This window comes from Flavobacterium sp. DG2-3 (assembly GCF_030730925.1).
Lineage (GTDB): Bacteria > Bacteroidota > Bacteroidia > Flavobacteriales > Flavobacteriaceae > Flavobacterium.
On record NZ_JAVAMB010000006.1, the window covers coordinates 1 to 14,586 of the forward strand.

General features: G+C 33.4%; 13 protein-coding genes and 2 pseudogenes. 11 read left to right on the plus strand and 4 right to left on the minus strand.

All coding sequences use genetic code 11. The features are described 5' to 3' along the window. Positions 1-188: 188 nt before the first annotated feature. From Q9Q97_RS10015 to Q9Q97_RS10030, 4 genes and pseudogenes are all read left to right on the plus strand, one after another. Positions 189-401, plus strand: a pseudogene (locus Q9Q97_RS10015) (ATP-binding cassette domain-containing protein); the annotation flags it as partial. A 216-nt stretch (positions 402-617) separates the two neighbouring features. Continuing rightward, positions 618-1,067: pseudogene (locus Q9Q97_RS10020) on the plus strand (ABC transporter ATP-binding protein); the annotation flags it as partial. A gap of 120 nt (positions 1,068-1,187) precedes the next feature. Beyond that, positions 1,188-1,952 (plus strand): TIGR02757 family protein, encoded by a 765-nt coding sequence (locus Q9Q97_RS10025; RefSeq protein WP_306156543.1) that lies wholly within the window; start codon positions 1,188-1,190, stop codon positions 1,950-1,952. A 413-nt stretch (positions 1,953-2,365) separates the two neighbouring features. Then, on the plus strand, positions 2,366-3,712 hold the full coding sequence (locus Q9Q97_RS10030) for a DEAD/DEAH box helicase (RefSeq protein ID WP_306156545.1): 1,347 nt from the start codon (positions 2,366-2,368) through the stop codon (positions 3,710-3,712). 136 nt (positions 3,713-3,848) lie between these two features. On the opposite strand, the gene Q9Q97_RS10035 is transcribed toward Q9Q97_RS10030, so the two are convergent. After that, complete coding sequence (locus Q9Q97_RS10035; protein WP_306156547.1) at positions 3,849-4,961, minus strand: lactonase family protein; 1,113 nt, start codon at positions 4,959-4,961, stop codon at positions 3,849-3,851. Between the two features lie 425 nt (positions 4,962-5,386). Here Q9Q97_RS10035 and Q9Q97_RS10040 point away from each other — a divergent pair, with 425 nt between their 5' ends. The 6 genes from Q9Q97_RS10040 (at position 5,387) to Q9Q97_RS10065 (ending at position 11,031) form a co-directional block, all read left to right on the plus strand. Further along, positions 5,387-7,315, plus strand: a complete 1,929-nt coding sequence (locus Q9Q97_RS10040) for a BatA and WFA domain-containing protein (protein ID WP_306156549.1) — start codon at positions 5,387-5,389, stop codon at positions 7,313-7,315. Positions 7,316-7,381: 66 nt separating this feature from the next. After that, positions 7,382-8,632: a dihydroorotase family protein gene (locus Q9Q97_RS10045; RefSeq protein WP_306156551.1), complete on the plus strand. Its 1,251-nt coding sequence runs from the start codon at positions 7,382-7,384 to the stop codon at positions 8,630-8,632. A gap of 4 nt (positions 8,633-8,636) precedes the next feature. Then, complete coding sequence (locus tag Q9Q97_RS10050; protein WP_306156553.1) at positions 8,637-8,963, plus strand: hypothetical protein; 327 nt, start codon at positions 8,637-8,639, stop codon at positions 8,961-8,963. Positions 8,964-9,081: 118 nt separating this feature from the next. Then, positions 9,082-9,723 carry an alpha/beta hydrolase gene (locus Q9Q97_RS10055; RefSeq protein WP_306156555.1) on the plus strand — a complete coding sequence of 214 codons (642 nt, stop codon included), beginning with the start codon at positions 9,082-9,084 and terminating at the stop codon, positions 9,721-9,723. Between the two features lie 26 nt (positions 9,724-9,749). Then, positions 9,750-10,610: an endonuclease/exonuclease/phosphatase family protein gene (locus Q9Q97_RS10060; protein ID WP_306156557.1), complete on the plus strand. Its 861-nt coding sequence runs from the start codon at positions 9,750-9,752 to the stop codon at positions 10,608-10,610. Positions 10,611-10,617: 7 nt separating this feature from the next. Beyond that, complete coding sequence (locus tag Q9Q97_RS10065) at positions 10,618-11,031, plus strand: hypothetical protein (protein ID WP_306156559.1); 414 nt, start codon at positions 10,618-10,620, stop codon at positions 11,029-11,031. A gap of 88 nt (positions 11,032-11,119) precedes the next feature. On the opposite strand, the gene Q9Q97_RS10070 is transcribed toward Q9Q97_RS10065, so the two are convergent. From Q9Q97_RS10070 to Q9Q97_RS10080, 3 genes are read right to left on the minus strand one after another with little or no spacing between them, the layout of a single operon-like run. After that, complete coding sequence (locus tag Q9Q97_RS10070; RefSeq protein WP_306156561.1) at positions 11,120-11,545, minus strand: hypothetical protein; 426 nt, start codon at positions 11,543-11,545, stop codon at positions 11,120-11,122. 42 nt (positions 11,546-11,587) lie between these two features. Then, positions 11,588-12,091, minus strand: coding sequence for a hypothetical protein (locus tag Q9Q97_RS10075; protein WP_306156563.1), 504 nt, complete (start codon positions 12,089-12,091; stop codon positions 11,588-11,590). Between the two features lie 12 nt (positions 12,092-12,103). Beyond that, entirely contained in the window at positions 12,104-12,868 is a 765-nt protein-coding gene (locus Q9Q97_RS10080; RefSeq protein WP_306156565.1) for an MBL fold metallo-hydrolase, read from the minus strand. Positions 12,869-12,958: 90 nt separating this feature from the next. On the opposite strand from Q9Q97_RS10080, the gene Q9Q97_RS10085 reads away from it, so the two are divergent. After that, complete coding sequence (locus Q9Q97_RS10085) at positions 12,959-14,419, plus strand: TonB-dependent receptor (RefSeq protein ID WP_306156567.1); 1,461 nt, start codon at positions 12,959-12,961, stop codon at positions 14,417-14,419. Positions 14,420-14,586: the final 167 nt, after the last annotated feature.

The window sequence follows — 14,586 nt, forward strand, 5'->3', positions numbered from 1 at the left end:
GATTTTAGATTTTAGATTTTAGATTTTAGATTTTAGATTTTAGATTTTAGATTTTAGATTTTAGATTTTAGATTTTAGATTTTAAAAAAGCTACGCTTTTTTGGAATTTGGGATTTCAAAAATTGGAATTTAAAAACATTGTGATTTTGACCATAATCTTCGTTTCTTTGTAAAAACAGTTTCACTACATGATACACGCAAAAAACATACATAAATTCTACGACAAACTTGAAGTTTTAAAAGGTGTCGACTTACATATAAAAAAAGGCGAAATTGTTTCTATCGTTGGTGCTTCTGGTGCTGGAAAAACAACTTTACTGCAAATCTTAGGAACTTTAGACAAGCCAGATCATAATCCAGATTCGTCTCTGACGATCAATGGAAAAAATGTTTTAGAATTGCAGAACGTCAAAAACGAAAGCTCGAATCAAGAAAAAGCGTTCAAAATTATCACTTGGTTAGGAACTTTATATTTTGTTTTATTAGCTGTATTTGTATTGTTTTTTAGAAACAAAATAGAAAACGACATTTTCGGTTACGGGACATGGGCGGTAATACTCCTGCCTACTCTTCTATTAGCTATTTACTACAGCCGCTACTTTAAAAAGAAAAGCAAACAAGATAAAGTTCTATCCGATTTCAGAAACTTAAATTTAGGATTCATTTTTCAATTTCATCAGCTTTTACCTGAGTTTACAGCACTAGAAAACGTTTGTATTCCGGCTCACATTGCAGGTAAAAAAACAGCCGAAACAGAAGAAGAAGCAAAAAAACTTTTAAGCTATCTTGGACTTTCGTACAGAATCAATCATAAACCAAGCGAACTTTCGGGCGGTGAGCAGCAGCGTGTTGCAGTTGCAAGAGCTTTAATCAACAAACCAGATGTCATTTTTGCCGACGAACCTTCTGGAAACCTAGATACACATTCAGCAGAAAACCTGCATCAGCTGTTTTTTCAGCTTCGAGACGAGTTCGGACAGACGTTTGTCATTGTAACCCACAACGAAGAATTGGCAAACATGGCCGATAGAAAATTAGTTATGGTCGACGGACAGATTAGTAATTAAGTTAATCAGGAGCTATTTCCTGCTGTCCGCTATATCTTTTCCTGGCTAAAGAAGCCAGAAAAAGGATGCCGCTCCCATCAGGGCTAGGGCACTCAAATTCATCAGAAGATTTGATTTAAAATGAACCAAAAAGAACTCAAAGAATTTCTAGACGAAAAAGTCATTCAATATAACAATCAGGATTTTATAGAAAGTGATCCTGTTCAGATTCCGCATCTTTTTACTCAAAAAGAAGATATCGAAATTGCTGGTTTTCTAAGCGCTTCAATCGCTTGGGGAAACCGTAAAATGATTATCAAAAATTCACACAAAATGATGGAATTGATGGGCAACACACCTTACGATTTCGTTATGTCACATTCTGATGAAGATTTGGCCAAACTGGAAACTTTTGTGCACAGAACTTTCAACGGACATGATTTTGCTGGTTTCATAAAAGGCTTAAAACATATCTATCAAAACCACAACGGATTAGAAAATGTTTTTGCAAAAAATCAGGAAAAAGATAGCTTACAGAAAAGCATCAGCGAATTCAAAAAAATATTCTTCGAAACAGATCATTTAGCGAGAACTCAAAAACACATTTCAGATCCGTTAAACAATTCAGCAGCCAAAAGAATCAATATGTACCTGCGCTGGATGGTGCGCCAAGATGCAAAAGGAGTCGATTTAGGAATCTGGAAAACTATTTCGCCTTCTGCATTATCTTGTCCCCTCGATGTTCATTCGGGAAATGTTGCACGTAAACTTGGAATTCTTTCGCGAAAGCAAAACGATGCAAAAGCATTAGCAGAATTAGATTTAGCACTTCGCAAAATGGATGCTTCAGATCCTGTAAAATACGATTTTGCTTTGTTTGGGTTAGGGGTTTTTGAAGGGTTTTAAAGACACTTTATTACTTCTATCAATATAACTAACGCCCCTATTTGTCATCCTGATGAAGGAAGGATCACACTAGAAAATCCGCGAAGTAATAGACAATTTTTCGAAGTTTTTTGCCAGAATTGTTTTTCGCCACGAATTCCCGAATTTTTATCTAACCAATTCGTGAATTCGTGGCGGAGAATCTGTAAGTTGTTTTTTAGCCATAAATTACACGAATTTCTTTCTAATTTAATTTATGAATTAACGGTTAAAAAAATCATTGTCAGGCTGAGCGGAGTCGAAGCCCGCGTTCCAATCGGCACGCCCTTCTCCCGAAGCTTCTGGATCGCTCAGGGTGACAAAAAGACATCTAAAATTACAAAATCAACAAAAAACCATGAATTTAACGTACATTTGCACAAAATTTAAAGCAAATGAGCACTTTCGAAAAATTTAATCTTCCAAAATCATTACAAAAAGCAGTTGACGAATTAGGATTTGTTACGCCTACTCCTATTCAAGAAAAATCTTTTTCTGTAATCATGTCTGGACGTGATATGATGGGAATTGCACAAACTGGAACTGGTAAAACATTTGCTTATTTACTGCCGCTTTTAAAGCTTTACAAATTTACCCATACCAATACGCCAAAAATCGTAATCCTAGTTCCAACGCGTGAATTAGTCGTTCAGGTAGTTGAAGAAGTGGAGAAACTGACTACTTATATGTCGGTTAAAACTTTAGGAATTTATGGAGGTGTAAACATTAATACACAAAAAAAAGCCGTTTACGAAGGTGTTGACATTTTAGTTGGTACGCCTGGACGTACAATGGATTTGGCTCTTGACGCTGTAGTTCGTTTTGACGAAACGCAGAAACTGGTTATTGACGAGTTTGACGAAATGCTGAATTTAGGTTTCAGACCACAGCTGACAGCTCTTTTTGCCATGATGAAAACTAAACGTCAAAATATTTTGTTCTCTGCAACGATGACAGATGAAGTTGATGATTTATTAAATGATTATTTCGATTTTCCAGAAGAAGTTACGCTGGCTCCATCAGGAACTCCGCTTGAAAAAATTACACAGCTTACTTATAATGTTCCGAATTTCAATACCAAAGTAAATCTTTTAAAACATTTACTGGAAACCGACGAAAGCATGAGCAGTATTTTGGTTTTCGTAAACAACAAAAAGATTTCAGATATGCTTTTCAATCGTATTGATGAGCTTTTTGAAGGCCAATTTGGTGTAATTCACTCCAATAAATCTCAAAATTACCGTTTGAGTACAATGGCTGAATTTCAAGAAGGAAATTTGCGCGGTTTAATTACAACCGACGTTATGGCGAGAGGTTTGGATATTTCTAACATCACACACGTCATTAACTTTGAACTTCCAGAAGAACCAGAATTGTACATGCACAGAATTGGTCGTACAGGTCGTGCAGACGCAACGGGAACTGCTATTAGTTTTGTTACTCCAAGAGAAGAAGAATTCAAAATAGAAACTGAACTTTTGATGGATCAGGAACTTGAAATCGCTGATTTTCCTGAAGAAGTTGAAATCTCAGAGAAACTTATCGAAGCTGAAAAAGACAAATTGCCAAGAAAGTTTTTATTGAAAAAACCAAAACTTGAAGGTGACGGTGCTTTTCACGAAAAATCGAAAAAGAACCAAAAAATCAATCTTGGTGGTCCTTCAAAAACCAAAAAGAAAACTCACGGCTCTGTCAACAGAAATATGTTGAAGACAAGAAATGAGAAGAAGAAGAAAAAGTAATTTTTTTTAAGGTGCTAAGTTGCTAAGGTTCTAAGTTTTTTATATAACACAAAAAAGGGTAAAGATTCTTTGAATCTTTACCCTTTTTTTAAGCTTAGAGGCTTAGTACCTTAGCAACTTAGAACCTTACAAAAAACTATATTTTCGTGAAAACCATTCCTACTGGAGAACACATCTGAATTCTTCTGCCAGTATCTGCCAGTTTTCCTGTTGCGATATCTCTTTTAAAAATAACTATATCATTAGTATATTGGTGACCTACTAAAACATAATTTCCAGTTGGGTCAATTGCAAAATCACGAGGACCTTTTCCTAATGTACTTTGCTGTTCTACCAATTCTAATGCACCAGTTTTTAGAATTTTGTAAACTGAAATAGAGTTTGCATCTACACGATCTGTAAGGTATAAAAAGTTTCCGTCTGGCGAAATTTTGATTGCCGCAGCTCCCGTTCCTCCTTTAAAATCTTTTGGAAGAATGCTTGTTTCTGCAACTACTTTTAAGCTTCCTGTTTTATCATAGCTTAAGGTCGTCAACGTTCCGTCTAGTTCTTGAACCAAATACACAAATTTTCCGTCTTTACTAAAAGTCAAATGTCTTGGCCCGCTTCCTGGTTTTACATCAACACTTCCTTTTAATGTCAAAATTTCGTTTTTAGCCGCTGGATTGTATTTGTAAATAAACACTTTATCTAATCCTAAATCGTTAGAAAGCACAAACTTTTTATCCGGAGAGAAAACCACCATGTGCACGTGCGCTTTTTCCTGACGCGCCGCATTTGGCCCTTTTCCTTCGTGTTGAATTAACTGCTGTGCTTCTGTAATGCTTCCGTCAGTATTTTTCTTAAAAACCGCAATGCTTCCGCCAGAATAATTCGCAGCGATTACATGTTTATCATCATTTATTAAATGACACGGATCTGCTCCTAAAGCATCATTTTTATTTAAAAGGCTAACTTTTCCAGATTGAGAATCATATGAAAAAGAACTTACAGTACTCTGCGTCCCGTTTTCGTTTACAGCATAAATAAATTTATTATCTCCAGAAACTGAAAGATAACTCGGACTTACAACATTCTCAGAAGAACTTTTTAGTTTATACTCGCCTGTAGAAGCATCGAATTCATAGACATAAATCCCATTGCTTTGGCAGGTATTGGTGTAAGTTCCAACTAATAAATTAAATTTATTTTGAGCCTTTACCGCGGTTATTGATAAAGCTGAAAATAAGACTAGATATATTTTTTTCATAGTTTGTTTTTTGAATTAGCTAAAATAAGCAATAAAATCGTTTCGAAATAACATCTCCTGTACAAGAAATTACAAAAGTTACATTTTTTGTTTTTTTAACCATATAAGTTCATGTAAGTTATTTAAGCTTTCTTAATTCTTAATTCTTAATTCTTAATTCTTAATTCTTAATTCTTAATTCTTAATTCTTAATTCTTAATTCTTAATTCTTTATTCTTAATTCTTTATTCTTAATTCTTAATTCTTTATTCTTAATTCTTTATTCTTAATTCTTTATTCTTAATTCTTTATTCTTAATTCTTTATTCTTAATTCTTTATTCTTTATTCTTTATTCTTTATTCTTTATTCTTTAATAATCTCTTCCCCGAACTTATATGGTTTAAATAATTTAATTCGTACTTTTGACAAGTAAATCGAAGCCAGAATGCATTTTAAATATCCCGAGATTCTATACTTTCTGTTTTTATTGATCGTTCCAATTCTGGTTCACTTATTTCAATTAAGACGATTTAAAACTTCTTATTTTACCAATGTTCGATTCTTAAAAGAGCTTGCTGTTCAGACTCGTAAGAGTTCTAAAATCAAAAAGCGACTTTTATTAGCTACTCGTTTATTATTGCTTACTTGCGCTATTATTGCCTTTGCACAGCCATTTTTTGAAGCCGCCGACAGTAAGAACGCTTCAAACGAAATGTATATTGTATTAGACAATTCTTTCAGTATGCAGGCAAAAGGCAAAAAAGGTGAATTATTAAAAAGAGCCGTTCAAGAGTTGCTTGAAAACACTCCAGAAAACGCCCAATTTTCACTTTTGACGAACACCGAAAACTTTTGGAATACCGATATTAAATCGTCCAAAAGCGCTTTGCAAAACTTAAAGTACAGCGCTTCTTCTTTCGATCTTTCGGCCATTACAGCCAAAATAAAAGCGCACAAATCGGCTCATAAAAAAGATATAGTTATTATTACCGATGCTGTAGGTTTACAAGAAGCAGCTATTAAAAGTATAGATTTTGACGAAAAACCCTATTTTATAGTTCCAGAAGCAGAACAGAAAAATAACATTTCGATTGATAGCGTTTACATCAATCAGACCTTAGAAAACTTCTACGAAATTGGAATTAATTTATCGGCTTATGGCGAAGATTTTAAGCCTGTTTCAACAGCTCTTTACAATCAAAACAAATTAATCGCTAAAACGATTGTCAATTTTGATGCGAAGAAAAAGAAAATCAACTTTACGATTCCAAAAGAGGCTTTTCATGGTTATGTTGCGATTGAAGACAATGGACTAACTTATGACAATAAATTGTTTTTCAGCATTTCTAAAAACAAAAAAACGAACGTTATTAGCATTGGCGAACCTGAAAAAAGCAATTTCTTATCGAGAATTTATACTTCTGGCGAATTCAACTATAACAATTACTCGATTGGCGCTTTAGATTACAATAGTTTAGAAAAACAAAATACGATTATTTTAAATGAACTAATTGACATTCCGCAGGCATTGCAAACAACTTTAAAAGCTTTTGTTTCTAAAGGAGGAAATTTGGTTGTAATTCCGTCTGAGAAAAGTTCGCTTTCAAGTTTGAATGCCTTGTTGGGACAGTTTGGAAAAATTCAATTCGGAAATTTACAAACCAACAGCAAACTAATCACAAAAATTAATTTCGATCACCCTTTATTTTCAGGAGTTTTCGAAAACAAAATAACCAATTTCCAATATCCGAAAGTAAACAGTTCATTTGCTGTTTCAAGTCCGTATCCAGCTGTACTTTCATTTGAAGATCAGACAGCTTTTGTGACTTCTGTACAAAATCAAGTTTCTGGAATAACGGTTTTTACAGCGCCAATAAATAGTGCTAATTCTAATTTTCAACAATCGCCTTTAATTGTTCCTTTGTTTTATAAAATCGCTCAGAACAATCAGAAAACTGGTGTAAATGCTTTGACAATTGGAAATAATCAGCCTTATTTTGTTGATGTTTTACTGACTAAAGATGCTATTTTGGAAGTAAAAGGAACTGAAGATTCTTTTATTCCGATTCAGCAGATTTTAAACAATAAAGTCAAATTAACCTTTAATGATTTTCCTGAAACCGCTGGAAATTACAGCATTTTTGATAAAAAACAGCAGGTTGAAAATATCAGTTTTAATTACAAAAGAACCGAAAGCGATTTGAGTCAGGTAAACACGAATGCAGTTTCTGATTTTAAAACTGCCGATACCATTTCGACCATTTTTAATACACTACAAACAGAGCGAACTGACAGCCAAATTTGGAAATGGTTTGTTATCTTTGCACTGTTATTTTTAGCATTAGAAATGGCAATTATAAAATTTGTAAAATAGGTTTCTCGTTTTCTAAAACGTCTTACTTTTTACAAAAATCATTTTACGACAAAAAAATATCTACATATGAAACTAATCATCAAAAGCGCCAAAATTATCGACTCAAAAAGTCCGTTTCACAATCAGACCGTTGATCTTTTAATTGCAGATGGTGTAATAGAAAAAATAGGAGTTTCTCTTCCAAACGATGATGCTGAAGTAGTACGATTTGAGAATCTTCATGTTTCTCAAGGATGGTTTGACAGCAGTGTTTCTCTTGGCGAACCAGGTTATGAAGACAGAGAAACTATTGCAAACGGATTGAATGTTGCAGCAAAAAGCGGCTTTACAGCAATCGCCTTACAACCCAATTCTTTACCGATTATCGACAACCAATCTCAGGTAAATTTTGTAAAAAACAAAGCAAATGGTTTTGCTACAGAAATTTTCCCAATCGGCGCTTTAACAAAAGCCAGCGAAGGAAAAGATATGGCAGAACTTTTTGATATGAAAAATTCTGGAGCAATTGCTTTTGGAGATTACAACAGAAGTATCGACAATGCTAATATCTTGAAAATTGCATTGCAATATGTGCAGGATTTCGATGGATTGGTAATAGCTTATTCTCAAGATCCTAACATTAAAGGAAATGGTGTTGCGAACGAAGGGATTGTTTCTACAAGATTAGGATTAAAAGGAATTCCGAATCTGGCAGAAGAACTTCAAATTTCGAGAAACTTATTTTTACTAGAATATACAGGTGGAAAGCTTCACATTCCGACCATTTCTACAGCAAAATCGGTTGAATTAATTAGAGAAGCTAAAGCCAAAGGATTACATGTAACGTGCAGCGCTTCTGTGCATCATTTAGTTTTAACTGATGAAAAACTGGACGGATTTGACACTCGTTTTAAAGTTACGCCTCCGCTAAGAACCGAAGTTGACAGACAAGCTTTGCTTAATGGAGTTGCCGACGGAACAATCGATATGATTACGTCTGACCACAACCCTATTGATATTGAATTCAAAAAAATGGAATTTGATACCGCTAAAAACGGAACTATCGGTTTAGAAAGTGCTTTTGGAGCTTTATTGACCGTTTTACCTGTAGAAACAATTGTAGCAAAATTAACTGCCGCAAGAACTATTTTCGGATTAGAAAACAATACAATTGAAGAAGGTGCAAAAGCTAATTTGAGCTTGTTTACAACAGAAGGAAAATCAACTTTTACGAAAGAAAATATTCTTTCAAAATCTAAAAATTCTGCTTTCTTAGGAACTGAAACTAAAGGTTCTGTGTACGGAATTTTAAATCAAAATCAACTAGTTACAAAATAATACAATGAATAATTCAGTCGAAGAAGGAAAGCCAATCGCTATTACAAGTTATATTTTAATCGTTGGAGTTCTCATTGCCATGTCTATGAATTCTGAAAATAAAAATAGCTTTGCTTCTTTTCATATCCGTCAAGCTTTAGGTCTATCTCTAACTTTTATTTCTTTTGGAGCGCTAACCAGTAATTTTGACAGCTTTTTCATCACTTTTCCAATGTGGATTTGCGTTTCCATCTTATGGACTTATGGTATTTTTACTGCTATCCAAGGACAAATGAGACCGATTCCGCTTGTTGGGGAATTGTTTCAGAAATGGTTTAAATCTATTGGATAACAAATTCCAATTTTTTGAAATTCCAAATTCCAATTGCACGTCGCTAACTTTGTCAAAGTTTTAAACTTTGACAAAGTTGAACTGAACACTAAAAAACAGAACACTGAACACTAAAAAAATGAATCTATCTTTAGAATACAAAATACAAGAACCAAAAGTAATTTTAGATAAAAACCCTCTATTGCTTTTATTACACGGATACGGAAGCAACGAAGCCGATTTATTCTCTTTTGCTTCTGAACTTCCAGACAATTATTACATCATTTCGGCGAGAGCTCCTTACGATTTACAATACGGTGCTTACGCTTGGTACGCGATTAACTTCGATGCTGACCAAAATAAGTTTTCGGATAATGAACAAGCAAAAATCTCAAGAGACAAAATTGCTTCATTTATAGATGAATTGGTTGCCAATTATCCAATTGATGCTAATAATGTAACTTTAATTGGATTCAGCCAAGGATCTATTTTAAGTTATGCAACAGCACTTTCTTATCCTGAAAAAATTCAGCGAGTAGTTGCGATGAGTGGTTATTTTAATGAAGAAATCATTAAAGAAGAATATCAAAACAACGACTTTAAAAATCTAAAAATATTTGCCTCACACGGAACTGTAGATCAAGTTATTCCAATTGAATGGGCTAGAAAAACTCCAGCGATTTTAGAGAAATTAAATATTCCTGTTGTTTACAAAGAATACCCAGTCGGGCACGGAGTGGCTCCACAGAATTTCTTTGATTTTAAGAATTGGCTTAAATAATAGTTTTTAATAAAAGTCTTTAAATTATGATTACATTATTGACTTGGAATATAAATAATAAAAAAACAATTTTACTAGAGCAAGCACTCAAAGCTGTATCAAATGAAAATAAGATTGACATAATTATACTTCAAGAAGCATATGGCCAATTTGTAAATACCGTCTTAAGTTATCAATACAATGAAATAGTTTATCCGGGTAATGGAATTGGAAGCGGAGTAAGAATATTTCTTAAGAAAAATACTTTTAAAAACTTTTCTATTTTACGGACAGATAATAAAAAACTTGTATTTATACATTTACAGAAAATAAAATCAATGGAAGAGTTTAATATTGCAGCTGTTCATTTGCACAGCAAAGTCAACAACTCTGAAAGGCAACAGCTATGGAAAAATTTACCTTTAATTCAAAAAATAAAAGAATTTGAAAAAACATCAACTAATAACAATAATACAATTTTAGCGGGTGACTTTAATCACAATCCTCATGAATCAGATTTATGCGAACCAAATATGATAAATGGAGTTGAAAATAAAGAACTCATTAAAACTCTTTTAAATTATCCAATTTCAAAAAAAAAATATGATTTTTGGTATAATCCGATGTGGAATTTATTAGGTGATTATGATTATTTAAATCGAAAAGCAAAAGTTACTGGAACATATTTTAGATATACTGAAGATGAAACCCCTATTTGGAATTTATTCGATGGTTTTATCATACGCCCTTCTTTAGTGGATAAAGTTAATTATAGACAAACAAAAATAATAACTAAAACAAAAATGATAAACTTCTTAAAACCATTCACAATAAAAAAAGATGAATCATTAATTAAAGAAGACTTATCTGATCATTTACCAGTCAAATTCTCATTAAATATTAAATAAAACGAATATGTCAACAATTTGGAAAATATATGGCGAACAGCCAAAACCTGAGGAAAATCCTGAAAAAATTTTAACTGAATATGCCAGTCTTCTTTCTAAAGATACTAATTCAATTTTCACAGGAATAGTGACCGAAACAGTTAGAGAAGAAACAGGAACAGTTATTTATGCATTATATATAGTTGTCCCTGAATTACATGACTATATGTACAGATTAATTGAGGTAAATATTCAAAGTATAATTAATCAATATCCTCTTGAAATTACTTTATACGCTAAGGATCCCAGAAACAACAGAACATTTACTTGCGATAATGTAGATTCATTTAAAACTAAGCTATTAGAATTAATTGAGTCTCCAATCACTAGTGGAATTTTAATGCATTTAAAAACATTAATTGAGATAAAAAAAAATATCTAATAACAAACAATTATGTAGACAACAAAATCTTTCCTATTATCTTGTTATATTAAAGAAAGTATCCTAAAAAAAAAGCATGAATTAAGAATTACTGCTCAGTATAAAGAATCTTTCCGTTTTTCTTCAAAACATAACCTTTCCAAGGAATTAATTGCCAGTCGCCGTTAACCCAAGAATCTCCTTCAGATTTTCTTTCTAAAATGATAGATTCTTTTTGAGTATCTAAGAAGAGTTCTGCTTTATTTCCGTCAAAAATTACATATGATGCAGTTGTATAAGTCTCTCCATCATCATAATGAGAAAGTTTTGTTCCTTCAAAAATTCGGATGCATTCTTTTTTGAGTTCTGACCAAGTATATCCAGCCGAAGCTTTACAACCGTGAGCATCAGAATCAGCTCCTACGACAGCTTCTTTTTGCGGTTCTTTTGGAGTTGTCTTATCTTTTTCCTGCGAAACTTTTTTAGCGCAAGAAAATACACTTGCAATCATCAAAAACAAAAATATCTTTTTCATATCCTATTTATTTAAAGGTCAAAAAAAATAGGATATAAAATCCTATTTTTGATATAACCAAGTTTGATTTACTTCAAAGGTAATGTTATCATTGTTATCAACAAAGTATTTTAACAAGACTTCCCCCCACAATTCACCATTGCTGTAGTCTGCAATAATCCATCTGTGGTTTAGAATCTTTACTTTATTGATAATAAATTTATTTGGACCAATTTGATCTTGTCCTGTATATGGATTTCCTTTTGGATTTGAATTTAAATCTAATAGTTTTTCAGTTACAACCGGAATTAGCTTCTCGTATAAAATAACTTTACCTCCAGAAGCACTGTTATCAAAGTAATTTTGTGCATTTTCATTGTGCTCTAAAGAAAAATAATCTGCTTCAGCCAATTTATTTTTCATTAGACTAATGCTATCTCTTAGTTTTTTTGTTGTCTTTTCATATCGCTGCTCTCCAAATTTCACTTCGCCGCTGTAAAATGCATACGTAAAAACGTTCATTAAAATAGCCAAAATAAAAAGATAAAGCATTAAGGATTTTTTCATTGTGTGGTATAATTAAATTGTAATTTCTAAATTGTCATAAGCCAGAAAAACATTTTCAGGAAGTGTTTTCTGTACTTCTTCGTGAAAACCTAAAACGTGACTGATGTGAGTTAAATAAGCTCTTTCGGGTTTGACAAGATTGATAAAATCTAGCGCTTCCTGCAGGTTAAAATGCGTATCATGAGGTTCGACGCGCAAAGCATTTACCACCAAAACTTTCAAACCTTTCAGTTTTTCAACTTCTGCTGGTTCAATTGTTTTTACATCTGTCAGATAAGCAAAATTATCGATTCTGTAGCCAAAAACCTGAAGATCTCCGTGCATGGCATTTATAGGAATCGCCATTTTGTCCCCCACAGCAAAAGGAGCATTATTATGCACTTCAATTGTTTTCACGCTTGGTGCTCCTGGATATTTGTTTACCGTCTCAAAAACATAATCAAAACGGCGTCTTAGATTATCTAAAACACGTTTGTGTCCGTAAATCGGAATTTCGCCCTGTCTGAAGTTAAATGGACGAATATCGTCTAAACCAGCTGTATGGTCAGAATGTTCGTGTGTAAATAAAATAGCGTCCAGTTTTCGGCATCCGCAAGAAAGCATTTGCTGTCTGAAATCGGGACCGCAATCTATAACATAGGAATGCTCGTTCCATGTTATCCAAATGGATACACGAAGCCTTTTGTCCTTAGCATCAGTGCTTTTACAAACTGGATGATCGATTCCGATAATTGGAATGCCTTGAGAAGTACCTGTACCTAAAAAATAAACCTTCAATTGAACTTAATTTTTTTACAAAAATAGGATTATTTCTCTTTCATTAGAAGCCTAATTTACTAACTTTGTAACAAATCTATTTAAAACAAAATGGGTACAGAAATAAAACTCAAGGGTGACAAGGTCATCGAACAGATTCCTTCTATAAAAGACAAAGCGTTACGCATTAATTTAAACGAAAATATTTACGGAACATTTGCTGAGATTGGCGCTGGACAAGAGACAGTTAGACACTTTTTCAGATCTGGAGGTTCGTCGGGAACTATTGCAAAAGCGATGTCTGCCTATGATAAAGATTTTAGTGACGCCGTTTATGGAGCTGAAAATGATGGAAGATATGTTACTGAAGAGCGTTTAAAAAAAATGCTTACCCATGAAGGACAAATCATCGAAGAGCGTTTAAGCAGAGAAAAACACCCTACCAAACTTTTTTTCAGTTACGCCAATACGGTTGCCACAATAGATTTTGCCAAACAATTTAAAGGTCACGGATGGGTTGGAATTCGTTACCAAATCGAACCAGACGAAGCTTATAACGAAATTATTCTTCACATTCGTTTTAAAGAGACTGACGCCAGACTGCAACAAGAAACACTTGGTATTTTAGGGGTAAACTTAATTTACGGTGCTTTTTACAAATACAACGATCCAAAACGATTACTTCGTTATTTATACGATCACTTAGACAAAGATCAGTTAGAGATTGATACCATTAACTTTTCAGGACCTCGTTTTGCCGATGTAGACAATCGTTTGATGAGTTTACAATTGGTTAAAAATGGAATGACCGATGCCGTAATGTTCAATCCTGAAGGAAAAAATATTCTGCCGGCAGCAATCCTTTACAAAAAGAATTTATTAGCCTTAAGAGGAAGTTTTCGTCCTGTTACCAAAGTAAACATGGACATGTACGAGAAATCATTAGAAATGTTTCTCAAGGAAAATAAAGTTGAAAAGAACAATACGCTTGTAATTTTTGAAATCACTCTTTCGAATTTACGTTCTGACGGTGAAATTGACGAACGCGACTTTATGGACAGGGCTGAATTACTTTGTTCATTAGGTCAAACCGTAATGATTTCAAATTTCCAAGAATATTACAAAGTTGTGGAATATTTCGCTAATTATACTAAAGCCCGTATGGGACTGGCAATGGGTGTAAACAACCTTGTTGACATTTTTGACGAGAAATATTACCGTCATTTAAGTGGTGGAATTCTGGAAGCTTTCGGAAAATTATTTTATCGCGATATGAAAGTATTCTTATATCCAATGTTAGATGAAGATGGCTCATTAATGAACTCAAACAACTTGAAAGTTCATCCTAGAATGAAAGAATTATACAAATTCTTTAAATTCAACGGAAAAGTAGTTGATATTGAAGATTATGATCCGAACATTCTGGATGTCTTCTCTAGAGAAATCTTAAAAATGATTAACCAAGGCAAACCTGGATGGGAACCAATGCTTCCCCCTGGAATTCCTGAAATTATAAAAGAACATCATCTTTTTGGATATCATCCTCAGAAAGAATTAGAGCAAAATGCATAAAAAAAAGTCCCTTGATGGGGCTTTTTTTTTGCTTTTAATTCTTACCGCAATGATTGGACTGTAGAGACGCACCGCAGTGCGTCTACGCAAAGTATGGCAGGTTCAGCATTCCAATTAATAATATTTTCGTGTGTTTGCGGTAATACAAACGTTAGACGCACTGCGGT